Here is a 22,275-nt window from a genome sequence, read left to right as displayed (position 1 = left end):
GGCTCCCTCAGTGCGCCAGCACTGCGTCGCGGCGCAGCTTGTCGCCCGCCGGGTTGACCGCTTCGCGCAGGAAGCCGAAACCGCCGCGTCGGTCGAGGCGGAACAGGGTGTTGGTCACGTACACGTCGTCGCGGATGCCGACCACTTCCACCACTTCGCTGACGCAGCGACGGCCGTCGGGCATGCGCGTCAACTGGATGATCACGTCGAGCGCCGCGCAGATCATCTGCCGCAGGGTACGTTCGGCGATGCTGCGGCCGGTCAGGCCGACCAGGGTTTCCAGGCGCAACAGCGCGTCCTGGGCGTTGTTGGCGTGGACGGTGCTCATCGAACCGTCATGGCCGGTGTTCATCGCGGTGAGCACGTCGAGCACTTCGACCCCGCGAATCTCGCCGAGGATGATCCGGTCCGGACGCATCCGCAGGGCGTTGCGGATCAGGTCGCTGGCCTTCACTTCGCCGTGGCCCTCGGCGTTCGGCGGACGGGTTTCCAGGCGTACCACATGCGGATGGCCGAGTTGCAGTTCGGCGACGTCTTCGATGGTGACGAGACGCTCGTGCGGGTTGATCAACTGGCTGAGGATGTTCAGCAGGGTGGTTTTGCCGGTGCCGGTGCCGCCGCTGATGAGGACGTTGCAGCGCTTGCCGACCGCCTCTTCGATGAAGTCGAAGATTGCCTGATCGATGGTCTGCATCGCCATCAGGTCGGTGCTCTTGAGCATGTCCTTGCGGAATTTTCGAATCGACAGGCACGGGCCGTCGAGGGCAATCGGCGGGATGATCGCGTTGACCCGGCTGCCGTCGGGCAGGCGTGCGTCAACCATTGGTGACGACTCGTCGAGGCGCCGGCCGAGCGGGGCGAGGATGCGTTGCATGACCCGTTCGACGTGATGCGCGTCGATGAAACGCAGGTCGCTGAGGTGCAGCACGCCTTCGCGTTCGATGAACACCCGATGCGGGCCGTTGACCAGGATTTCGGTCACCGCGCTGTCGCGCAGCAGCACTTCCAAAGGGCCGAAACCGGTCAGCTCATCGACGATTTCTTCGGCCAGGCGTTCCATCTCGTAGCGGGAAATCGCCAGGTGCAGACGGGCAATGTATTCGGCGACCTTGTCGATCACGAATTGCGCCAGCACCTGTCGTGAGCCTTCCAGCAGGTTTTTCCCCGACTCCTCGATGGCGTCGATGATGTAGCGGTGCAGCACCCGCTTCAGGCCGTCGTGATCGGCGTTGCCGACGGGTGGGCGCTGCGGCCCGCCGAAGAGTTGTTCGCTGCTCATGAGCTACCTCGCAAGCGTTCGAACCAGGTGGACTTGGGTTTGGCCAGGCCTTCGGAGCGTTTGGCCAGGCGTTCGCCGAGGGTGCGCAGGCTTTGGCTGAGGCTTTCGCGCGGGGCCAGTTCGAACAGGCTCACGCCCTGGTTCTTGGCGTTCAGTCGCACCTCGGGGCTGTAGGCGAGCACGGCGATGACGTCCAGGCCGAAGGTGCGGCCGAGGGTGTCCGAGTCCGGGGCGACGTTGCGCAGGTAGCGATCCACCAGCAACCGGCCGTGATCGAGCTTCATGCCTTTTTCCCGCCACAGATTGAGCACGGCGAGATTGCGTCGGCAGTCGAGGACGTTCTGGTCGGTGTACCACAGCAGCTTGTCGCAATGGCTGACGAAGGTGCGCAGCGCCTCGCTGTCGGACTGTCCGGTGAGGTTCACGACGATGTGCTGGAAGTGTTGGCGCAGGGCGCTGAGCAACATGTACAGCTCGGCGGCGCTGGTACGTTCCAGCGGCTCGTCGCCGGGGGCGTAGGCGAGGATGCGCAGACCCGCTTCGGTGCTGGTGAAGGCGCTGTCGATCAGCGTGGTGTCGAGCCGGCGCAAGTGGCGCAGGGCGTCGCCGAAATGAAACGAACTCTCCAGGCCGAGCAGCGCCAGACTGTCACCCCGGGACTGGCCGAGATCGAGCAGCAGCGTCTGCTGACCGCTTTTCTGCACCACCAGCGCCATGTGGTTGGCGAGCAGCGCGCCATCGGCGTTGGTCTGTGGGCTGTACAGCACGGTCAAGCCGCCGAGCTGGGTGCTCGGCGCCACGGCGGGCAGGCGTTTGCTCAGGCGGCGCACCAGCCCGGCGACTTCGCTGGAGCGCGAACCGTAGGCGACGAAATCCCGCGCCCCGGCGCGCATCGCGTTGAGCACGAGCTGATTGTCCATGCCATCGCCGAGGGCCACGATCGCCAGCATCGGCTTGGCCTCCAGCACCCCTTCGATCAGCGCGCTCTGGGCCACCAGATGTTCGCGATCGAGGCCGACAAACACCAGGCTGGCAAAGGTCACGTCGACCAGCGCCAGCAACTCGTCGAGGCTGCCACCCCCGGCGCTGACCACCTGGCCCAGCGGCGCGAGCGCACCTTGCAGCCACTCAAGATCAGTGTTGTTACGGGTGATGGCGAGGAAGGTCTGGCTCAGGTTCTGGCTCATTGCGATAACCCGCTGCGTTTATCGAAGTTGCCGTTTTCCAGGAAGTACAGGCGATACCAGTTCGGATCGTAGTTGCGCAGTTTCTCGCCGGGCAGCGCCGGCAATGGCGCGTTGGCTGCCAGCGGTTGCACCAGATGCGGGGTGACGATCATCAGCAGTTCGCGTTCTTCGCGATTGAGCGAGGTGTCGCGGAAGAACGCGCCGATCACCGGGATGTCGCCCAGCCCCGGGAACTTGTTGACCTGGGAGGCGTTGTGGGTGCTGATCAGACCGCTGATGACGAAGCTCTCGCCATCGGCCAGGGAGATGCTGGTGTCGGTACGGCGGATGGTGAACGCCGGCACTGTGGTGCCGCCGATGGTCACGCCGTTGTTGTAGTCGAGTTCGCTGACTTCCGGGGCGACCTTGAGGGCGATGCGCTCGTGACTGACCACGGTCGGGGTCAGGGTCAGGCGGATGCCGAATTCCTTGTACTCGATCGAGTAGCTGTTGCTGTTGGCGCTGGGCACCGGGATCGGGATTTCGCCGCCGGCCAGGAAACTCGCACTCTGTCCGCTCAACGCCACCAGGCTCGGCCGCGCCAGGGTGTAGGCGAACCCGCTGCCTTCCAGCGCATTGACGATGCCGAGGAATTTACTGCTGCCGCCGCCCCAGACGATGTTGAACATGTCATTGGCGAGCGGAATGCTCGGCACCGCGATGCGCGGGTCGGGCAGGTTGCGCAGCGGCACCACGCCGGGGGTGACGGAGGTGTTTGGCACGGTGCCCGGTGCGCCGAACAGGAAGTTGTTCGAGCCCTTGCCGTAGATCGAGGTGCTGGCTTCTTTCAGTTTGGTGCGGCTGACTTCGACGAAGCGGATGTCGGTCTGCACTTGCGATGGCAGCGTCGGGTCTTCGCCAGCGGGCAACGTTACCGCAGTCATCGCCGCGCTGGCCTTGCCCTGGACGAATACCATGCTCTGGCGTGGCGCACTGGCGCAGGCGCTCCAGATCATCAGCGTGGTCGCACCGGGACCGACGCCGGTGAGCAGCACGGCCCGGTCACCGGTCACGCGCACATCGGCGATTTTCGGATCGCCGACGGCGACCCGAGTGATAGCCACCGGCGATTGCAATGCCTGCTGCAAGCCTTCACCGACTTCCAGCACCGCCGGCAACGGTCCGAGCGCGGAGCAACTGCCGGTGCCCGTCGCCGCAGCGGCGCTGCCGATCGAAGCGGCACTCAGCAGCGAAACCCGGAGCAAACCGTGGAACAGGGGCGTGAAGCGTCTGCGCATGTAAGTGCGTCCTTGCTCGGATTTCAGGGAGTGGGTTGGACGGATTCGGTGCCACGGATGACCTCCACGGCGGGTTTGCGCGGGGCCGGTTGGCTGGCGACTGCAAAGGGTTTGGGCGGCGCCACCTGCGACAGTTGGCTGAACTCGATCAGCTCGCGGCGCGGGGTGTCGAGCGCGGCGGCAATCGCATCGTCGCCGGCCCAGTACTTCGCCAGTTGCTGTTCGTCGGCACTGCGCACGGCCAGCCGCAACACCCCGGCGCTGGAGGCGAGCATCAAGCGGTTGCTCAGCGCTTCGGGCACGGCCAGCACCACGCTGCGGGCGACGGCGCGCAACTGTTCCTGCTTGAGTTTTTCCTCTTCAGTGTGGGCCGGGCTGGCGGGCTGGCCGTCGTTGGTCAGGCCCATCTGACTGCCGACACTCAGCACGCGCACCGCCGGCACCACCAGTTGCGCGGAGGGCTGCGGGTTGCTCTCGTCCTTGCGCAGAAACAACAGCACATCCACGTAGTCACCGGGCGCCAGTTGCCCTCCGGCGTTGACCACCTCGTCCACCGACACCGCCAGCGCCCGTTCACCGGGGCGAATCATCCGCGCCAGCGGACTGCCCGGCGCGAAGCTTTCTTCATTCAACCAACTGCCGGCGGTCAGGGCACGCCAGGGGGTACGGCCGATCACTTGATCGACACCGCCGAAGCTGCCGACGGGGGCGGTCCGCAGTTTCTCCACGGCCACATCGGCGGCAGTGATTTTCACGAATGGGGCAATGTCGCGCAGCAGTACCACCACCGGTTTGCGCGTCGGATCGTCTGCCGGTGAAGGGGCGACAGACGTCGGCGTCACGTCGACGGGAGCAGCGGCAACGGGTTCGGCGGCCGGTGCCTGGCGGCTCAATGTGAGGCCCCAGTAACCGGCGAGAATGGCACCCAGCAATAACAAGCTGGCCAGGCCCAGAGTGACGCGACTGTTCATGACGGCTCTCCCTTTCCCGCTGCGCTTTTATGTCTCTTGCAATGACCCGTGAATCCCGACGAGACAACTTCGCAATCAGGCAGCTATGAACAAGTAACTATTTCGCTATTTGACGGTAGCGCAGGGTGAACAAAACGCCATTACCGAGGCGGAAATATCGAGCAAAAGTAGGGGGCTAAAGCGCCAAACATGGTTTTTTGCAGTTATTTGGCGAACTACTACTTTTGGGTTAATTCGTTCTTACAGTTGTAGGGCCGGGGAATGCCGACAATGCTGATGCTGGCACAGGGGAATCATGTTGCGAACGCGCAACGCCCGTGCCTTTCAAGGAGAAGTCGTCATGTCCTTTGCAAAAAAAGCGCTGCTGAAAATCCAATCCGAAATTGCGTTTTATAAGGGGCTGGCCAAGGACACCGAAGGTGCCTCGGGTATCGAATACGCGATTGTCGCCGCCATGGTGGCGTTGGTGATTGCAGGACTTAGTGCCGGTATCGGAACGGATATCACCAACTTGTTCACTCGTATCTCTACCGCACTTCAATAACCGATGGGTCAGCGCCGGCAACTTGCGAATGCGCCCAAGGGGTTCTAACGTCAGGGCTCGGTCCATTGCAGGTATTGCCCATGAACTCCACCGCCAACTCCCGCCAACAATTGCTCCTGGTCGATGACGAGGAGGACGCGTTGCTGGAGTTGGCGGAGTTGCTGGAGGGGGAGGGGTTTGTCTGTCATACCGCGACGTCGGTGAAGCTGGCGCTGCACCATTTGACCCGGCATCCGGATATTGCGCTGGTGATTACTGATCTGCGGATGCCGGAGGAGAGTGGCATGTCGTTGATCCGGCGCTTGCGTGAGCATACTTCGCGGGAGCATTTGCCGGTGATTGTGACGTCGGGGCATGCGGATATGGAGGATGTGAGTGATATGTTGCGGTTGCAGGTTTTGGATCTGTTTCGCAAGCCTATCTATCATGTTCGTCTGCTCGAGACGCTCGATAATCTGTTTCCCCGGCTTCGGTGACTTGGCGGCCTCTGGGCCGACCAGGCTTTGGGTGTTTGGTGTACATATCCGTTGCTGCGGTAACGGCTTCCTATGGTTTCGCCCTGACGGCGAGTCACTTTGGCAAACGCCCCAAAGTAACCAAAAGTCTGTGCCCCGGCGTACGGCCCCTCGCTTAGGCTCGGGGTTCCTTCGTTACGGAATTCATCCGGGGGCATCGCCTACGGTTTGCTTCGCTGCACCTCCTCTCGATGTGTTCGACTTCGTCGAACGGTCGCTGCGCTCCCACCCCCGGATAAATCCCTCCACTCAGCCTGCCGAAGGGGCCGGCACGTCAAAAGCGGTACTCGAGCTAACGCTCATTGTGTTGAGTGGTGAGAAGCAGAGGCGGATGGCCTTTGCTTTTTGTGGGAGTGGGCTTGCCCACGAAGGCGGCCTTCGAGCCGACCTGGTTTTGGCGGGTGTATATTTTTTTTCTGCCACCTCGATCAGTTCTCTCTCCCTCCGGGCGGTCCGACGTTTCGGGAGGGCTAGGGTGAGGGCTGCGATTCTGGATCTGTTTAAAGAACTGTCTGAATCCACAGATCCTTCCCACAAGGTTTTCAGGTTGTCCGTCGGAAGCCGGCTCTCTAGTCTTTTTGCTGTCGCTGAACACTCAGCGATCGGGTGTGAGAACCCGGCTACTTATGGTCATACAGAGTCTGTCCCCGCATAATCGCCGCCAGCAAATCCGCTGTCTGTAAATGCGTAATGGCGGCTGTGTGCGGGCAGGCTTTGGTCTGGCCGGGTGTCCATAACCGGTTTCTCACCCCGTACATAGCTGCCACCTTTTTGCCGTGTGAGAACGGCAAACATGGCACTCCAAGACATGTGAGGATTGTTTTAATGGACAAACTAATTCCCGACCCACCCCTCGAAGAATCAACCCCCCTCGCCGACGCCATGCGCGAAGAGGAGCTCGCCCGTAACCGCGAAGCCATCAAGCGTGCCCTCGATTTTTACCTCGTTCCGGATTCCCGCAAGCCCAGTAAGCCGAGTCTGATGTTCATGGTCTGTCCCAACATCGATACCGAAAGTCTGCTGGCCCATGCTTGTGAGTCCCTGGCGTCGGCCAATGTCATGTCGAGCAACTTTGCCAATGAGCTGGGCGGTGAGCAGCGCAGTACGGCGCTGGCGATTCAGCAGATTGTGATGCTGGCGCAGTTGGCGGTGAACCGGGCGCTGGATCGGGTTGATCCGCGAACCTGATTCTCCGGGAGACGGGTCATTGTCCTTCGCGAGCAATCCTCTGTGGGAGCGGGCATGCCCGCGAAGGCGGCGTCTCAGTCAACCCGTTTCCAACAAACAACGCTCTACAACTGATAACTGAAGCTGATGCTGTACCGCGCCCGTCGGTTGAACGTATCCAGTGCTTCATCCGACATCGGCTTTGCCGCTTCCAGGGCGATGTTGTAGTACTTGGCGTCGCCGAAGCGCAGGCCGATGGCGGCCGAGGACAGGTCGTTGTCCTGGACGGCCAGTCGGTTGAACCAGGATTTCGAGCGGTCGAGCACGAAGTACGGTTGCAGGATGCGCACCCAGTTGCCGTCGCGGTTGAAGCTGTAGTTGATCTCGTAGGCCACGCCCCAGCCCTTGTCGCCGGAGGCCTGGTCGTCGGGGTAGCCGCGACCGAAGTTCTGCCCGCCGAAGACGGCGCGCTCGCTGTCGGGCAGGGTGTCGGCGCTCCAGTACAGCGCGGCGGAGATCACGCCTTGCCAGTTGTCGAAGAACTTGTCGCTCTGCACCCCCGACAGTCGCAGCCGGAAGAAGTCCAGGTCGATGGCGCTGTTGTTGGTGTGTGCGCCCATGCTGTCGAAGCCCTGGTAAACGCCGCCGCTGAGGATGCGCAGTTGGCGGGCGTCGGCCACTCGCCAGTCGCTTTCGAAGGCGAGGGCGCGGATGTCGGTGCGCACTTCGGCGCTCAGCGGATAGCCGATCACTTTGTAGCGGGTCTTGTCGTTGACCGCGTACAGGCGTGAGCCGGCGGTCAGCAGTTCGTTGGGGGCGGCGATCAGGGGCAGGCTGAAGCCGAGTGAGTAGCGGTCGTTTTCGCGGTGGGGCTTGAGTTGCAGGCCGTTGTCGAGCAACACATTGGTGCTGGGGTCGGCGCGGTAGCGCGAGGCGGAGAGGGCCAGTTGGGTGCCTTCGTCGTCGATGAACTGGTTGTAGTCCAGGCGATAGTAATGTTCGTGATCGTCCCCCGGCGGGAACAGGCCGCTGAGCGACAGTTGCTCGCCCATCGAGGTCTGCGAGTTGCTGGTGATGCCGAACAGGGCCTGGGTGCCGTTGCGGTTGTCTTCGGTCATGTTGAGGCTGGTGGTGACCGGTTTGCGGCTAGCCTGGGCGATCAGCGACGTGGCGCCGTCGGTGGTGCCGGGCGGTGGCACCTGGGCCTGGATCGTCACGCCGGGGATGCGGCTCATGAGCGTGGTGTAGCGCTCGAAGGTCTTGCGCGTCAGCGGGCGTTCGGCCTGGAGTTTCGCCACCAGTTTGTCGAGCAGGCCCTTGACCCGGCCGATGTCGCCCTGCAACTGGTAATCCTTGACGTAGCCTTCCACCAGCACCACTCGCGCCACGCCGTCGTCGAAGGTTTGCTGCGGCAGGAAGGCGTAGGACAAAAGATAGCCGTCCTGCTGGTAACGGCGGGTGATGGTGCGGGTGGCTTCGATCAGGTCGGCGAGGCTGCTCTGTTTGCCAATCAGGGGTTTGTAGACCTCGGCCAGTTCGTTGAGCGGATAGATCGTGCCGCCCTCGATCTGCACCGTTCTGAGGTTTATCCGGGTGCCCATCATCAACGGTTCCGCCGCTGCGGCGCCGGGTTCCGGCACTTGCAGGGGCGTGGCGCCCGGACGGAAGGCATCGGCCGGGAGGTTGGGCACCGGCAGGTTGCGGATCGTTTCGTTGCTGTTGAGAAAGCTGGGCAGCGTGTCGGCGAGGGCAGCAGAACTGAGACTGAGGAACAGCAGGGATGCCATTACGCGCATAGGACACTCCATGTTCAAACCGCAGCACCTGGCGGGTTTTCTTCCAAGAAAAAGGCGGAAGATTCGGGGGAATCTTCCGCCTCCAACCAAGCGTAGGCGCTGTAGGTAAGGCCGTCGAATCGGCCAGGTGCAATTCAGCGTTTGTTGCCGCCCAGGGTGCCGGTCAGGCCGCCGAGCACACCGCCCAGACCACCGCCGGTTGTGCCGCTGGCGCCGGTGTTGAGCACTCCGCCGACGGTGTTGGTGACGGTGTTGACAGTGTTGCTGACCACCGTGGTGACCGGGCTGACCACCGGAATAGTGGCGCCTGTGCCGGTGCCTCCATTGAGCGCCCCGCCGACAGCGGTGACGGTCGTGCCGACAGTCCCGACGGTGCCACCCACGGCGTTGACGATCGGGTTGCTGGTGCTGCCCGCGAGGGTGCCTCCCAGGTTGCTGACGGCCCCGCCCACTTGTGCGGTGAGGGTCGAGACCGGACTGCCGAGGCCGGTACTGGCACCGACGTTCTGGGTCAGGTTGGTGACGGCGGTGGTGACTGGAGCCAGGCCCGCACCAATGCTGTTGGTGGCGGTCGCCAGTGGTGTGGTTGGCGGTGTGATGGTGGTGCCCGGGCCACCCAGCGCGGTGTTGAGCGAGGCCACGGTGCCGCCGGTCGAGGCGAGGACGTTGCCGGCCGGTGTCAGGGCGCCATTGCCGGTGCTCAGACCGCTGCCGACGTTGGCCACTGCGCCGCCAACGGTTTGCAGCAGACCGGTGCCGCCGAGGCCGCCAGTGTCGCCTCCGGTGCCGTTGGACGTCAGCCCGCCAGACTTGGCGACGGTGGTGCCGACGTTGTTCAGGGCGCCGCCGACGCTGTTGGTCAGTACGTTGCCATTGCCGGCTCCGGCGACCTTGTCGCCCAGGCCATCGACGGTGCCGCCGACTTTCTGGATCACGCCATTGAGCGGACTGCCCAGGCCGGTGGTGCTGCCGATCTTGTCGGTGGTGCTTTCAACCATGGCGATCACCGGCACCAGTTTCTGGCTGACCTGAGTGGTGAGGCCGCCGAGAGGACCTGTGGTCGTGGCGGTGCTGAGGGTGTCGCCGAGCATGGTGACTCGCTCGCCAACGCCGCCGAGTACCGGCGCCACCCGGGTGACCACGCCACCGACGACCGGAATACTGCCGGTGGCGGTGGCCAGTTTGCCGCTGACATCGGTGACTCCGTCGCCAACATCCTGCACCACGCCACCGACCGACGAGGCGGTCACGCCCACACCGTTGGGCGTGCTGGCCAGTTTGCCGATGCCGTTGGACACGCCGTCGCCCAGCGTGGTGACGACATTGCCTGCGGTTCTGGCTGCGCTCTGCACCACACCGCCGACCAAGGGAGCACCGCTGAGTGCATCCCCGACCTGACCGACGCTATCGCCAACGCCGCTGACGGTGTTGCCGACATCCTGAACCAGTGTGGTGGTGACCAGCGCAGGCGTGGTCGGGTTAGTCGGGTTGGTTGGATCGGTAGGGTTGGTTGGGTTGGTCGGGTCGGTGCCGCCAGTACCGCCGGTGCCTCCTGTTCCGCCCGTGCCACCAGTCCCGCCGGTGCCTCCCGTGCCCGCTGTGCCGCCGGTGCCGCCAGTACCTCCTGTGCCCGTACCGCCCGTACCGCCGGTTCCACCCGTGCCCGTCGTACCATCGGTTCCGCCAGTGCCACCAGTGCCACCCGTACCGCCTGTACCCGCCGAATCACCGCTGCCACCCGTGCCGCCACTGCCTGCTGCCGCGCTGTCCGGCGATGAACTGCCGGAGCTGCTGTGATGACCGCCACCGCCGCTGCTGCAACCGGTGAGGCCGAGGGAGAGGATCAATGCCAAAGCTGTTGCCGATTTGTACCAGACTTGAGTTTTCATGATTGAGAGTCCTTGCACCTGTCACAACGTTCGTTGCCTTCGATGGCTCGCCGTTTCTGTTGCCGGCAATGCCTTCGTCCGTTGTGCCCATCTCAATCCCGGGGTTGGATCCACGCCATTCTCAAGTTGGTATTAACGCCTTTATATACAGCGCCGAGGGTACTTCCCAAGGACTAATCCACAAGATATAGGCGGGCAAAAAAAAGCCTTGAGAATCAAGGCCGGAAGATTTTCGTCAGCGCGCACAAGCGCCGGAAACACTTAAGTTATATACACACAATTGACATGCTCTCCGGCGCTCGGGCCCCTTTGTCACGAAGATACTCAGGCAATCGGCTGCCAGTTGCCGACCATGTGTTCCAGATCCCCGGCTCCGATCAGCCGCAGTTCGCCACTGGAACCGGCCGCGCTCGCCAGCAGGGTCACTTCGCTGGGCAGGCGAACCGGTTTGCGGAAATGCACGGCAATTTCCAGATTGGCCCTGGGCAAGTGATCGGCCAGCGCCGCCAGGGTACGGGCCTTGTTCCACAGGCCATGGGCGATTGCAGTGGGGAAGCCGAACAGCCGGGCGCTGACGGCGCTAAGGTGGATCGGGTTGTAGTCCCCGGACACCCTGGCGTACTGGCGACCGATGTCCGCCGGTGCCGGCCATTGCGCCACTTGCACCAGGGGCAGCGTCGGCTCCCAGGTGCGCTCGATGGCTTCCCCCTCCAGTTTCACGCCGCGACACAGCATCTGGCTTTCCGCTTCCCACAGCGGCCCGAGTTGATCGTCGAGGGTGGTGAGCAGATCGAACGTCGCGCCTTTCGGGTGTGCTTGCAGGTTATGCACGCGGACGCTGATCTGCGCCCGGCTGATCCCGCCCATCGGGCGCAGCACGCGAATCCGGTTGCTCAGGTGAATCAGCCCCAGCAGCGGGAACGGAAAGTCTTTGGCGGTGAGCAATTGCATTTGCAGGGCGAACGCGAGGATGTGTGGATAAGTCGGCGGCAGCAGACCGTCATCGACAAAGCCGCAGACCTTGCGATAGGCCGCCAGGCGTTTGCCATCGACGTCGGTCCAACAGCGCAAACCGCTGTCGGGCAGGTGGGTGCCGGTGATTTTGCGGCGCGTCGCCGCCCGCGCGTAGAGGCCTGGCAGGCTCGGTTCGCGCGGCAGGTCTTGCCATTCGATGCTCATGCCTAAGCCCCCAGAACACTTTGTCCACAGACCCGCAACGCCTGTCCGGTGAATGCGCCCGTACCCGGTTGCGCCAGCCATGCCACGGCTTCGGCGACGTCCTGGGGCAAGCCGCCCTGGCCCAGCGAACTCATGCGCCGCCCGGCCTCGCGCAAGCCGAACGGAATGTGCGCGGTCATCTGGGTTTCGATGAAACCGGGCGCCACGGCGTTGATGCTGATGCCACGTTCGAGCAGGCTCGGTGCCCAGGCTTGGGCCAGGCCGATCAGCCCGGCCTTGCTCGCCGCGTAGTTGGTCTGCCCACGGTTGCCGGCGATGCCGCTGATCGAAGCCAGCAAAACCACCCGTGCGTTGTCGCGCAGGGTGCCGTTGTAGAGCAGGGCCTTGGTCAGCACTTGCGGCGCATTGAGGTTGACCGCCAGCACCGCATCCCAGAATTCCGGGGTCATGTTGGCAAGGGTCTTGTCGCGGGTGATGCCGGCGTTGTGGACGAGGATATCGAGGCCGTCCGGCAACTGTTCGGTCAACTGCGCGGCGGCGTCTTCGGCGCAGATGTCGAGGGTAATGGCGCGTCCGCCGAGACGCGCGGCCAGGGCTTCAAGATCGTTTTTGGCCGGTGGCACGTCAAGCAGGATCACTTCGGCGCCATCGCGCGCCAGGGTTTCGGCGATCGACGCGCCAATGCCCCGCGCAGCCCCGGTGACCAGCGCCTTGCGTCCGGCCAGTGGTCGCGTCCAGTCGCTGACTTGGGTGGCGCAGGCGTTCAGGCGAATCACCTGGCCGGAGACGAAAGCGCTTTTCGGCGACAGGAAAAACCGCAGCGGCCCTTCAAGTTGTTCCTCGGCGCCGTCACCGACATAGATCAGTTGCAGCGTGCCGCCGTTGCGCAGCTCTTTGGCCAGCGAGCGGGAGAAACCTTCGAGTGCCCGTTGCGCACTGGCGGCAAACGGCTCGCGCAGGGTTTCCGGCGCGCGACCGAGGATCACCAGATGCGCGCTGCCGGCGAGGTTTTTCATCAGCGGTTGAAAGAATTCGCGCAGTTGCTTGAGCTGGTCGGTGTGCTGCAAGTCGCTGGCGTCGAACACCACGGCCTTGAGTTTCGGGCCATGGCCGGGAATCCATTGGGTGGCGCCCGTGGGTTGCTCGCCGTAACGGTAGATCGCGTCGGTCAGGCGATTGGCGAAAGCGCTGACGTGCTCGGCCAGCGGCCCGCCACCGATCAGCAGCGGCCCGTCCACCGGCCGCAGGCGCCCGGCCTGCCAGCGTTCCAGGCGCACCGGCGACGGCAGGCCCAAGGCCCCGACCAGGCGGTGGCCGATGGACGAGTTGGCGAAGTCGATATAGCGGTCAGACATGGAACGCTCTCCAGAAGATGGGGTTCAAAGTGTGGACTGCATCGGGCAATCAATCGTTCGATCCACGCAATAAGGCCTACGCTAGAACAGCAGAGTAGTTTGCCCCCGGTGGTTTTGTGGGCGGATTGGATTTCAAGAAGTGACTGGCCCGGCGAGAGCGGGCCAGCGGTGAATTCGATATTTTTTGAAAAGGAGCTTTTCATGACCCAGCTGCGCCGCGTCGCGATCATCGGTGGCAACCGCATCCCTTTTGCCCGCTCCAACGGCCCCTACGCCACCGCGAGCAATCAGGCGATGCTCACCGCCGCCCTGGAAGGATTGATCGAACGCTACAACCTGCACGGTCAGCGCATCGGCGAGGTGGTGGCGGGGGCGGTGCTGAAGCTGTCTCGGGATATGAACCTGACCCGCGAATGCGTGCTCGGCTCGCGCCTTTCACCCACCACGCCCGCCTATGACATCCAGCAAGCCTGCGGCACCGGTCTGGAAGCGGCGTTGCTGGTGGCAAACAAAATCGCCCTCGGCCAGATCGATTGCGCGATTGCCGGCGGGGTCGACACCACGTCCGACGCGCCGATCAGCGTCAGTGAAGGCCTGCGCAAAATCCTCCTGCAAGCCAACCGCGCCAAGACCACCGGCGACAAACTCAAGACATTTCTGCAACTGCGGCCCAGGCACCTGATCCCGGAGTTTCCGCGCAACGGCGAGCCGCGCACCGGGCTGTCGATGGGGCAGCATTGCGAGCTGATGGCGCAGACCTGGAATATCCCTCGCGAGGCGCAGGATCAATTGGCGCTGGAAAGCCACCAGAAACTGGCCGCGTCCTACAGCGAGGGCTGGCACAACGATCTGATGACGCCGTTCTCCGGTCTGACCCGCGACAACAATCTGCGCCCGGACGTGACCCTGGAAAAACTCGCGAGCCTCAAACCGGCCTTCGAAAAAAGCGCCAGGGGCACGCTGACCGCCGGCAACTCCACACCGCTCACCGACGGTGCATCGGTGGTGCTGCTGGGCAGCGAGGAATGGGCGAAGGAGCGAGGGCTGCCGATTCTCGCGTACCTGCGCGATGGCGAAGCGGCGGCGGTGGATTTCGTCAACGGCGCCGAAGGCTTGCTGATGGCGCCGGTGTACGCGGTGCCACGCTTGCTGGCGCGCAACGGCCTGACCTTGCAGGACTTCGATTACTACGAGATTCACGAAGCATTCGCGGCGCAGGTGTTGTGTACCTTGAAGGCCTGGGAGGATGCGGAATATTGCCGAACCCGGCTGGGACTTGAGGCGCCGTTGGGTTCGATTGATCGCAGTCGTCTGAATGTGAAAGGCAGCTCGCTGGCGGCGGGGCATCCGTTTGCGGCAACGGGCGGGCGGATCGTTGCCAACCTGGCGAAGCTGCTGGATGCGGCGGGGCAGGGGCGTGGGTTGATTTCGATTTGTGCGGCGGGCGGGCAGGGGGTGACGGCTATCGTTGAGCGCTGAAAGCCCCCTCACCCTGACCCTCTCACGGAGCGAGAGGGTCAGGGGGGCGTTCCGATGAGGGGCTTTTCAGCCCCTTGATCTCAAGTCTTGAACCGACGCACCAACCCGTCCAGTTCATTCGACAACCCGGCCAGGCTCTGCGAGTCCAGCCGCGCCGAGTTCGCCAGTTCCGCCACCAACTGCGCATCGCCATGGATCTGGCTGATGTGCCGGTTGATGTCTTCAGCCACCTGATGCTGCTCTTCGGCGGCCGTGGCGATCTGGGTGTTCATGTCGCGGATCACGTCCACCGATTCGCGGATCTGCCCGAAACTTTCCCGCGCCTCACCAATGCGTGCCACCGACTGTTGCGAGACATCGAGGCTGGCGCGCATCTGCTGCGTCACCGCGCTGGTGCGCTTGGCGAGGTTGCCCAGCAGCCCGTCGATTTCCGCCGTCGAATCCGCCGTGCGTTTGGCCAGTGCGCGAACCTCGTCCGCCACCACCGCAAAACCGCGGCCCTGCTCGCCGGCCCGCGCCGCTTCAATCGCGGCGTTGAGCGCCAGCAGGTTGGTCTGTTCGGCGATGGAGCGAATGGTGCCGAGAATCGACTGGATGTCGTTGCTGTCGCGTTCCAGTTGCTGCATCGACTGCGCCGACTGCTCCAGTTCCTGGCTCAGTTGATCGACGCTGTTCACCGCCGCATCGATCTGCTGCTGGCCCTGGCGTGCCTGGCGCTGGCCGCTGTCGGCCGACTCGGCGGCCTGGCTGCACGAACGCGCGACTTCGTTGGCGGTGGCGACCATTTCGTGGAACGCGGTCGATACCATGTCCACCGCTTCACGCTGGCGCCCGGCGGCTTCGGCCATGTCGCCGGAGACTCGGGTCGAACTCTGCGACGTGGCGAGAATTTTCCCCGCTGCGCCACCGATGTGCTGGATCAGGCTGCGGATCGCGGTGAGGAACTGGTTGAACCAGTTGGCCAGTTGCGCGGTTTCGTCGCTGCCCCGGATATCGAGATTCTTGGTCAGGTCACCTTCGCCCTGGGCGATGCCTTCCAGACCGCTGGCGACGCTGCGGATCGGCCGCACGATGAGACTGGCGAAGCTGGCGCCGACCACGGCGAACAACACTGCCAGCACTGCGGCGATGATCGCGATCAGCCAGGTCAGTTGGGTGGCCGAGCTCATCACTTCGTTTTGCTTGATCAGGCCGATGAAGGTCCAGCCCAGTTGCTCCGACGGCCAGACGTTGGCCATGTAGCGCTCGCCGTTGAGTTCGACTTCGACCAGGCCCTTGCCGGCTTTCGCCAGTTGCGCGTAGCCGTCGCCGAGGCTGTCGAGGCGTTTGAAGTTGTGTTCCGGCTGCTTCGGATCGACCAGCACCGTGCCGGTGTTTTCCAGCAGCATCAGGTAACCGGTGTCGCCGAGTTTGATCTGCTTGACGATCTCGGTGAGTTGCTTGAGCGAGACGTCGATGTTGATCACGCCGCCCTGGGCGCCCAACTGGTTGGCGACGGCCCGCACGGTGCTGACCAGCACGGCGTCATCGCCGGCCCAGTAATAGGCCTCGGTGCGCAGGGTCTTGCCCGGATTGGCCATGGCCGTCTTGTACCAGGGACGGGAGCGCGGATCGTAGTTGGACATCTTCGGATCGCCCGGCCAGAAGGCATAGCCACCGCTGCTCAAGCCGTAGGACACGTAGGAGTAGGCCGGGTGCGACTTCGCCAGGCCTTCGAACAGGGCGAACAGTTGCTTGTCGAGTTCGCCATCGGAGGTGTCGGACGCGTTCGCACTCATGCGGCTTCTGACGGTGCCGTCGGCGCTTTTCACCAGCGGTTGCGCCGCCAGGTAATCGACGTTCTGGCTGATGCCGTCAAAAAACAGCTGCATGGCATTGCTGACCTGGCGGATCTCGCGTCCGCTGCCGTCGACAAAATCATCCCGGGCATCGCTGCGCAGGTTCAGTACCACCAGTGTGGCGACCAGCACCACCGGCAAGCAGGCGATGATTGCAAACGCCCAGGTCAACTTCTGTTTGATGTTCATCCGCGCTCCAGATTTTCTTGTAGACCCACGAAGTGCAGATGACCCGCGGTTTATTGGCAGCCGAAAACGTTATGCGTCCCCCGAATCCTTGAGAGCGGCAATTTTTTGAACGATTGTCGGACAAATCCCTCTGTCACTGAGGAAATCGGCTGCCCTTGAGGGAAATTGAGGCCTGCCGCGAAAAATCTTGCGGGCGAGGAAAACCGGGATGTCAGATTCTGTCGCAAATGCCCTCAAGTCCTGTGGCCAACAACTTGTGCAGGCTCGGCTATGATTCGCAGCGGTCGAAATGAGGACGGATTGTGCCGACGGATCCGGCATGCTGTGTGCATCCACAGGTTCACAGGTCGGCAACCCCTCCCCGTGGTGCGAGGATTGCCGTATAACGACTGTCATTCGCGTGTTTGGTAATAAAGGACCCACAATAAAAGCTGATGAAGACTCCAAAACGCATTGAACCCCTGATCGAGGACGGTCTGGTCGACGAAGTGCTGCGCCCACTGATGAGTGGCAAAGAAGCAGCTGTTTATGTGGTGCGCTGCGGTAATCAGTTACGTTGCGCGAAAGTCTACAAGGAGGCGAACAAACGCAGTTTCCGCCAGGCGGCCGAGTATCAGGAAGGTCGCAAGGTTCGCAACAGCCGGCAGGCCCGGGCGATGGCCAAGGGCTCCAAGTTCGGTCGCAAAGAGGCCGAGGACGCCTGGCAGAACGCTGAAGTCGCGGCGCTGTTCCGATTGGCCAACGCCGGTGTGCGAGTGCCCAAGCCGTACGACTTCCTTGAAGGCGTATTGCTGATGGAACTGGTGGCCGACGAATACGGCGATGCTGCGCCGCGTCTGAACGACGTGGTGCTGGAGCCGGATCAGGCCCGCGAGTACCACGCCTTCCTGATTACGCAGATCGTGCTGATGCTGTGTACCGGTCTGGTGCATGGCGACCTGTCGGAGTTCAACGTGCTGTTGACCCCGAACGGACCGGTCATCATCGACCTGCCGCAAGCGGTGGACGCGGCGGGCAACAACCACGCGTTCAGCATGCTCGAACGTGACGTGGGCAACATGGCGTCGTACTTCGGCCGGTTTGCCCCGGAGTTGAAGAAGACCCGCTACGCGAAGGAAATGTGGGCGTTGTACGAAGCCGGCACCTTGCACCCCGGCAGTGTGCTCACCGGTGAATTCGACGATCCCGAGGAGCTGGCGGATGTCGGCGGCGTGCTGCGGGAAATCGAAGCGGCGCGGCTGGACGAAGAGCGCAAGCAAGCGATCCGCGCGGCGGACGACGAGCCGAAAGGCAAGTCCGACGAACCGCCTCCGCCACCGTGGATGCAGTGATTGCCTGAACAGAAACCCGGCTTTTTCGCCGGGTTTCTGTGGGTGCTGGCTCAGGCGCAGTCTGCCAGTCGAATCGCTGCCCTGACCCCAGCCCTCTCCCGGAGGGAGAGGGCGCCGACCGGGGGGGGCTGTCGTTATCCGTTGACCCGAATGACCGAGTCGATTGTGGATTCGGTGAAGAACGCTCAGGTCGGCGTATCTCTGCCATATCCCCCGATCAGTCCCCTCTCCCCCTGGGTGAGGGGCTATCCACCGCCCCACCCACACTCAAGGATTGAATGTGACCACCCCGCGCAATGCCTACCTGATTATCACCGCGCGTCTGATCTCCGACTTTGGCGCGTTCCTCAACATGGTCGCGCTGGCGACATACGTTTATCTGCTGAGCAACAGCGCCATGAGCGTCGGGATCTTTCTGGCCAGCCGCGTCGGTGGCGGGATCTTCGCCAGTCTGATCGGCACCGCGTTCTATCGGCGATTCAGCGGACGCCTGCCATTGATCGCGTTCGATCTGCTGCGTGCTGCCGTACTCGGGCTGTTGCTGATCGTTCCGGTCAGTCAGCAAGCGTTGCTGTTGCCGCTGATTGCCTTTGGCCTGGGATTCGGCAACTCGATGTTTGCCATTGGCCTCAACAGTCAGTTGCCGCACCTGATCGAACCTTCTCAACTGCTCAAGACCAACGCCTGGATCACCTCGGCTTCGTCCATCGCGATGGTCAGCGGTAGCCTGGTGTCCGGGTTGCTGGTGGCCGGATTCGGCTTCGAAACGGTGTTCGCACTGAACGCCGTAACGTACTTGCTGGCGGCGCTGTTGATCGTGCCGCTGCGATTCACGGCGCCCGAGTCTGCCACCGAATCAGTCGCCGGGCGCAACGAATGGTCGGCGCTGCGACAGGGCCTGCGCCGCGCTCCAGTGGTCGCGGCGATGCTGGCGGTGACCATGGCCGATACCCTCGGCAGCGCCGCGCACAACGTCGGCTTCCCGATCATTTCCAGGCTGCTCACGCCGGACTCGGCCAGCACCACACTGGGGCTGATGCTGGCGGTGTGGGCGTGCGGCAAACTGCTGGGCGCGCGGATCGCCAGCCGACTCAAAGGCTCGGAGAACATCAATCTGGAGCGGCGATACTTCGGTGGGGTGTTGCTGATGTCCTGCGGTTTCATCCTGATGTTCCAGCAGCACAGCCTTTACGGATTACTGCTGTTTTCTCTGCCCGCCGGGCTGGGCGACGGTTTCTCGGAGGTCAGCCTGATGTCCCGGCTGCAACGCGAACCCGATCATCTGCGCCTGCCGATCTTCAGTTTCCTGACCCTGTTGCAGATGACCGGATTCGGCATCGGCATGCTCATCGCCGCGCCGTTTTACGGCTGGTGGACGCCGGGGGCCGTGGTGCTGCTGTTCCACGGCATTCCCCTCGGCACGTTGCTGACGGTGAAAGGGCTGGCGCTCAGGCGCGGGCGGGTTGCGCGCAGCAGCCCGACGCCAGTTCCTTGAGGATCGGGCAGTCCGGGCGATGGTCGCCGTTGCAGTGCTCGACCAGATCCTGCAGGGTGTCGCGCAGCTCGCCGAGTTCGCGGATCTTCTGGTTCAACTCGTCGATGTGCTGACGGGCCAGGGCCTTCACATCGGCGCTGGCCCGCTGGCGATCCTGCCAGAGGGTCAGCAGCTTGCCGACTTCTTCCAATGAGAAACCGAGATCGCGCGAGCGCTTGATGAACGCCAGGGTATGCAGGTCGTCGTCACCGTAGACCCGATAGCCGCTGTCGGTGCGGTGCGCCGCCTTGAGCAGGCCAATGGACTCGTAATAGCGAATCATCTTCGCACTCAGGCCACTGTGGCGGGCCGCTTGGCCGATGTTCATCGGTTGTCCTCCAGATCTTCGGGTTTCCAGGTTTTCAACAGTAGCGCATTGCTCACCACGCTGACGCTCGACAGCGCCATTGCCGCCCCCGCCAGCACCGGGTTGAGAAAACCGAACGCCGCCAGCGGAATGCCGATCAGGTTGTAGACGAAGGCCCAGAACAGGTTCTGACGGATCTTCGCGTAGGTCTTGCGACTGATCTCCAGCGCCGCCGGCACCAGGCGCGGATCGCCGCGCATCAGGGTGATGCCGGCCGCGTGCATGGCAACATCGGTGCCGCCGCCCATGGCGATGCCGATGTCCGCCGCCGCCAGCGCCGGGGCGTCGTTGATGCCGTCGCCGACCATCGCCACGACTGCGGTTTTTTTCAACTCGGCAACGGTCGCGGCCTTATCCGCCGGCAGTACTTCGGCGTGGACACTGGCGATGCCCAGCGCCTCGGCGACCACTCTGGCGCTGCCACGGTTGTCACCGGTCAGCAGATGGCTGTGGATATCTCGCGTTGCCAGTTGTTGCACGGCATGCAGGGCGCCGGGCTTCAAGGTGTCACCGAAGGCGAACAGGCCGAGGACGCGCGGCTCGGGGCTTTGTTCGAGCAGCCATGACAATGTCCGGCCTTCGGCTTCCCAGGCGTTGGCGGATTCGGCCAGGGCGCCGGCATTCAGGCCGCTTTCTTCCAGCAGGCGACGGTTGCCCAGCGCCAGGCGCCGACCGCCGAGATGACCGGCGATGCCGCGACCGGTCAGGGACTGGCTGTCGCTGACGTCGGGCACGTTCAGATCGCGTTCGGCGCAGGCGTCCAGCACCGCTTTGGCGAGCGGGTGTTCGCTGCCCCGTTGCAACGCGCCGGCCAGTGTCAGCAGGGTATTTTCATCACCGTCGAGCGCACTGAAATGCGCGATGCGCGGAGTGCCGGAAGTCAGCGTACCGGTCTTGTCGAACACCACGGCGCTGACTTCGTGGGCGCGCTCCAGGGCTTCGGCATCCTTGATCAGAATCCCGTGACGCGCCGCCACGCCGGTGCCGGCCATGATCGCCGTAGGTGTCGCCAGACCGAGGGCACACGGGCAGGCGATCACCAATACCGCGACCGCATTGATCAGCGCGGTTTCCAGCGGCGCACCGTACAGCCACCAGCCGATCAGCGTCGCCAGGGCCAGCAGCAGCACGGTCGGCACGAACACCTGGCTGACTTTATCCACAAGCTTTTGAATCGGCGCTTTCGCCGCCTGGGCGTCCTCGACCAAACGGATGATCCGCGCCAGTACGCTTTCCGCGCCGAGGGCCGTGGTGCGCACCAGCAAGCGACCTTCGCCGTTGATCGCACCGCCGGTGACGTTGTCTCCCGGTTGCTTGGGCACCGGCAGGCTCTCGCCGCTGATGAGTGCTTCGTCGGCGTGGCTCTGGCCTTCCAGCACTTCGCCGTCCACCGGGAAACGTTCGCCGGGTTTGACCAGCACCACGTCATTGAGGCGCAGGGCGCTGATGGCGACATCCTGTTCGCGGCCATCGATGACTTGCAGCGCTCGCTCCGGGCGCAGGGCTTCCAGTGCCCGGATGGCGCTGGCGGTCTGACGCTTGGCGCGGCTCTCCAGGTATTTGCCGAGCAGCACCAGGGCGATGACCACCGCCGACGCTTCGAAATACAAGTGCGGCATACCGTCGGTCGAGGTCGCCCATTCGTAGAGACTCAGGCCGTAACCGGCGCTGGTGCCGAGGGCGACCAGCAGGTCCATGTTGCCCGCCCCGGCGCGCACAGCCTTCCACGCCGCCACGTAAAACCGTGCGCCGAAGATGAATTGCACCGGCGTGGCGAGGACGAATTGCACCCAGGCCGGGAGCATCCAGTGAATGCCGAACGGTTGCAGCACCATCGGCAGCACCAGCGGCAAGGCGAGGGCGATGGCGCAGATCAGCGCCCAGCGTTCATGGTGAAGGCGTTGTTCGCGGTTGTCGGTTTGGGGTTGTTCGGGTTCAAACACGCTGGCCGAATAACCGGCCTTGCCGACGACGCTGATCAGGCTCTGTGGATCGACCGCGCCGAGCAATTCCAGGTGCGCGCGTTCGTTGGCGAGGTTGACGCTGACGCTTTTCACCCCCGGCACTTTATTCAGCGCACGCTCGACGCGACCGACGCAGGACGCGCAGGTCATGCCGTCGATATTCAGTTCCAGGGTCTGCTGCGGCACGCTGTAACCGGCACGCTGCACCGCCTCCATCAACGCCGGCAGGCTGTTGCCGGGCGCTTGCACGCGGGCCTGTTCGGTGGCGAGGTTGACACTCACGGCGCTGGCGCCGCTGACCTTGCTCAACGCCCGCTCGACACGCCCGGCGCAGCTGGCGCAGGTCATGCCGGCAATCGGCAGATCGAAGGTGGTGGAATCGGACATCGGTCGTACTCCCTGTAGTGGATGTCT

Annotated in this window: 17 protein-coding genes and 1 pseudogene; 6 read left to right on the top strand and 12 right to left on the bottom strand. The window is 63.5% G+C overall.

Translation table 11 applies throughout. The features are described 5' to 3' along the window. Positions 1 to 7 precede the first annotated feature (7 nt). Genes KVQ74_RS27570 through cpaB form a run of 4 tightly spaced genes read right to left on the bottom strand, consistent with a single transcriptional unit; the run spans position 8 to position 4,714 of the window. The gene (locus KVQ74_RS27570) at positions 8 to 1,279 is read right to left on the bottom strand and encodes a CpaF family protein (RefSeq protein WP_217834534.1); all 1,272 of its coding nucleotides are present in this window, start codon (positions 1,277 to 1,279) and stop codon (positions 8 to 10) included. Further along, entirely contained in the window at positions 1,276 to 2,466 is a 1,191-nt protein-coding gene (locus tag KVQ74_RS27565) for a pilus assembly protein (protein WP_217834533.1), read from the bottom strand. Before KVQ74_RS27565 ends, KVQ74_RS27570 begins: the two co-directional genes overlap by 4 nt. Beyond that, the gene (locus KVQ74_RS27560; protein WP_217834532.1) at positions 2,463 to 3,743 is read right to left on the bottom strand and encodes a type II and III secretion system protein family protein; all 1,281 of its coding nucleotides are present in this window, start codon (positions 3,741 to 3,743) and stop codon (positions 2,463 to 2,465) included. The genes KVQ74_RS27565 and KVQ74_RS27560 overlap by 4 nt, the downstream gene beginning before the upstream one ends. A 23-nt stretch (positions 3,744 to 3,766) precedes the next feature. After that, on the bottom strand, positions 3,767 to 4,714 hold the full coding sequence (cpaB, locus tag KVQ74_RS27555) for a Flp pilus assembly protein CpaB (RefSeq protein ID WP_217834531.1): 948 nt from the start codon (positions 4,712 to 4,714) through the stop codon (positions 3,767 to 3,769). 340 nt (positions 4,715 to 5,054) lie between these two features. Between cpaB and KVQ74_RS27550 the strand changes: the two genes are divergently transcribed. The 3 genes from KVQ74_RS27550 (at position 5,055) to KVQ74_RS27540 (ending at position 6,961) form a co-directional block, all read left to right on the top strand. Next, on the top strand, positions 5,055 to 5,258 hold the full coding sequence (locus tag KVQ74_RS27550; protein WP_217834530.1) for a Flp family type IVb pilin: 204 nt from the start codon (positions 5,055 to 5,057) through the stop codon (positions 5,256 to 5,258). A gap of 80 nt (positions 5,259 to 5,338) precedes the next feature. After that, positions 5,339 to 5,734, top strand: a complete 396-nt coding sequence (locus KVQ74_RS27545) for a response regulator (protein WP_217834529.1) — start codon at positions 5,339 to 5,341, stop codon at positions 5,732 to 5,734. A gap of 864 nt (positions 5,735 to 6,598) precedes the next feature. Then, positions 6,599 to 6,961, top strand: a complete 363-nt coding sequence (locus tag KVQ74_RS27540) for a DUF6124 family protein (protein ID WP_217834528.1) — start codon at positions 6,599 to 6,601, stop codon at positions 6,959 to 6,961. A 104-nt stretch (positions 6,962 to 7,065) separates the two neighbouring features. On the opposite strand, the gene KVQ74_RS27535 is transcribed toward KVQ74_RS27540, so the two are convergent. The 4 genes from KVQ74_RS27535 to KVQ74_RS27520 form a co-directional block, all read right to left on the bottom strand. Continuing rightward, on the bottom strand, positions 7,066 to 8,736 hold the full coding sequence (locus KVQ74_RS27535; protein WP_217834527.1) for a ShlB/FhaC/HecB family hemolysin secretion/activation protein: 1,671 nt from the start codon (positions 8,734 to 8,736) through the stop codon (positions 7,066 to 7,068). Positions 8,737 to 8,870: 134 nt separating this feature from the next. Further along, the gene (locus KVQ74_RS27530) at positions 8,871 to 10,625 is read right to left on the bottom strand and encodes a collagen-like triple helix repeat-containing protein (protein ID WP_217834526.1); all 1,755 of its coding nucleotides are present in this window, start codon (positions 10,623 to 10,625) and stop codon (positions 8,871 to 8,873) included. Positions 10,626 to 10,949: 324 nt separating this feature from the next. Then, positions 10,950 to 11,804: a MaoC family dehydratase gene (locus KVQ74_RS27525; RefSeq protein ID WP_217834525.1), complete on the bottom strand. Its 855-nt coding sequence runs from the start codon at positions 11,802 to 11,804 to the stop codon at positions 10,950 to 10,952. Positions 11,805 to 11,806: 2 nt separating this feature from the next. Continuing rightward, on the bottom strand, positions 11,807 to 13,159 hold the full coding sequence (locus tag KVQ74_RS27520) for a 3-oxoacyl-ACP reductase (RefSeq protein ID WP_217834524.1): 1,353 nt from the start codon (positions 13,157 to 13,159) through the stop codon (positions 11,807 to 11,809). Positions 13,160 to 13,360: 201 nt separating this feature from the next. Here KVQ74_RS27520 and KVQ74_RS27515 point away from each other — a divergent pair, with 201 nt between their 5' ends. Next, positions 13,361 to 14,638, top strand: coding sequence for an acetyl-CoA C-acetyltransferase (locus tag KVQ74_RS27515; RefSeq protein ID WP_217834523.1), 1,278 nt, complete (start codon positions 13,361 to 13,363; stop codon positions 14,636 to 14,638). A gap of 80 nt (positions 14,639 to 14,718) precedes the next feature. On the opposite strand, the gene KVQ74_RS29715 is transcribed toward KVQ74_RS27515, so the two are convergent. Both KVQ74_RS29715 and KVQ74_RS29710 read right to left on the bottom strand, forming a co-directional pair. Beyond that, positions 14,719 to 15,447 carry a methyl-accepting chemotaxis protein gene (locus KVQ74_RS29715; protein WP_404822774.1) on the bottom strand — a complete coding sequence of 243 codons (729 nt, stop codon included), beginning with the start codon at positions 15,445 to 15,447 and terminating at the stop codon, positions 14,719 to 14,721. A 129-nt stretch (positions 15,448 to 15,576) separates the two neighbouring features. Further along, positions 15,577 to 16,509 (bottom strand): annotated as a pseudogene (locus KVQ74_RS29710) (cache domain-containing protein); the annotation flags it as partial. A gap of 590 nt (positions 16,510 to 17,099) precedes the next feature. On the opposite strand from KVQ74_RS29710, the gene KVQ74_RS27505 reads away from it, so the two are divergent. Beyond that, positions 17,100 to 17,996, top strand: coding sequence for a PA4780 family RIO1-like protein kinase (locus KVQ74_RS27505; protein WP_217834521.1), 897 nt, complete (start codon positions 17,100 to 17,102; stop codon positions 17,994 to 17,996). Positions 17,997 to 18,276: 280 nt separating this feature from the next. Beyond that, the gene (locus tag KVQ74_RS27500; RefSeq protein ID WP_217834520.1) at positions 18,277 to 19,491 is read left to right on the top strand and encodes an MFS transporter; all 1,215 of its coding nucleotides are present in this window, start codon (positions 18,277 to 18,279) and stop codon (positions 19,489 to 19,491) included. Here KVQ74_RS27500 and cueR read toward each other — a convergent pair. Both cueR and KVQ74_RS27490 read right to left on the bottom strand, forming a co-directional pair. After that, positions 19,445 to 19,858, bottom strand: a complete 414-nt coding sequence (cueR, locus tag KVQ74_RS27495) for a Cu(I)-responsive transcriptional regulator (protein WP_025111722.1) — start codon at positions 19,856 to 19,858, stop codon at positions 19,445 to 19,447. The genes KVQ74_RS27500 and cueR overlap by 47 nt on opposite strands. Further along, positions 19,855 to 22,248 carry a heavy metal translocating P-type ATPase gene (locus KVQ74_RS27490; protein ID WP_217834519.1) on the bottom strand — a complete coding sequence of 798 codons (2,394 nt, stop codon included), beginning with the start codon at positions 22,246 to 22,248 and terminating at the stop codon, positions 19,855 to 19,857. The genes cueR and KVQ74_RS27490 overlap by 4 nt, the downstream gene beginning before the upstream one ends. Positions 22,249 to 22,275: the final 27 nt, after the last annotated feature.

The sequence above is a fragment of the Pseudomonas botevensis genome, from assembly GCF_019145475.1.
In the GTDB taxonomy this organism is placed as follows: domain Bacteria; phylum Pseudomonadota; class Gammaproteobacteria; order Pseudomonadales; family Pseudomonadaceae; genus Aquipseudomonas; species Aquipseudomonas botevensis.
This window is presented reverse-complemented; position numbering and strand designations above follow the sequence as displayed.

Bases quoted from the DNA above. Each gene is read 5' to 3' on its own strand.
- KVQ74_RS27535 (WP_217834527.1), bottom strand. From the start codon at position 8,736: ATGCGCGTAATGGCATCCCTGCTGTTCCTCAGTCTCAGTTCTGCTGCC.
- KVQ74_RS27505 (WP_217834521.1), top strand. From the start codon at position 17,100: ATGAAGACTCCAAAACGCATTGAACCCCTGATCGAGGACGGTCTGGTC.
- KVQ74_RS27525 (WP_217834525.1), bottom strand. From the start codon at position 11,804: ATGAGCATCGAATGGCAAGACCTGCCGCGCGAACCGAGCCTGCCAGGC.
- KVQ74_RS27515 (WP_217834523.1), top strand. From the start codon at position 13,361: ATGACCCAGCTGCGCCGCGTCGCGATCATCGGTGGCAACCGCATCCCT.
- cueR (WP_025111722.1), bottom strand. From the start codon at position 19,858: ATGAACATCGGCCAAGCGGCCCGCCACAGTGGCCTGAGTGCGAAGATG.
- KVQ74_RS27560 (WP_217834532.1), bottom strand. From the start codon at position 3,743: ATGCGCAGACGCTTCACGCCCCTGTTCCACGGTTTGCTCCGGGTTTCG.
- KVQ74_RS27565 (WP_217834533.1), bottom strand. From the start codon at position 2,466: ATGAGCCAGAACCTGAGCCAGACCTTCCTCGCCATCACCCGTAACAAC.
- KVQ74_RS27490 (WP_217834519.1), bottom strand. From the start codon at position 22,248: ATGTCCGATTCCACCACCTTCGATCTGCCGATTGCCGGCATGACCTGC.
- KVQ74_RS27520 (WP_217834524.1), bottom strand. From the start codon at position 13,159: ATGTCTGACCGCTATATCGACTTCGCCAACTCGTCCATCGGCCACCGC.
- KVQ74_RS27570 (WP_217834534.1), bottom strand. From the start codon at position 1,279: ATGAGCAGCGAACAACTCTTCGGCGGGCCGCAGCGCCCACCCGTCGGC.
- KVQ74_RS29715 (WP_404822774.1), bottom strand. From the start codon at position 15,447: ATGGTATCGACCGCGTTCCACGAAATGGTCGCCACCGCCAACGAAGTC.
- KVQ74_RS27540 (WP_217834528.1), top strand. From the start codon at position 6,599: ATGGACAAACTAATTCCCGACCCACCCCTCGAAGAATCAACCCCCCTC.
- cpaB (WP_217834531.1), bottom strand. From the start codon at position 4,714: ATGAACAGTCGCGTCACTCTGGGCCTGGCCAGCTTGTTATTGCTGGGT.
- KVQ74_RS27550 (WP_217834530.1), top strand. From the start codon at position 5,055: ATGTCCTTTGCAAAAAAAGCGCTGCTGAAAATCCAATCCGAAATTGCG.
- KVQ74_RS27545 (WP_217834529.1), top strand. From the start codon at position 5,339: ATGAACTCCACCGCCAACTCCCGCCAACAATTGCTCCTGGTCGATGAC.
- KVQ74_RS27530 (WP_217834526.1), bottom strand. From the start codon at position 10,625: ATGAAAACTCAAGTCTGGTACAAATCGGCAACAGCTTTGGCATTGATC.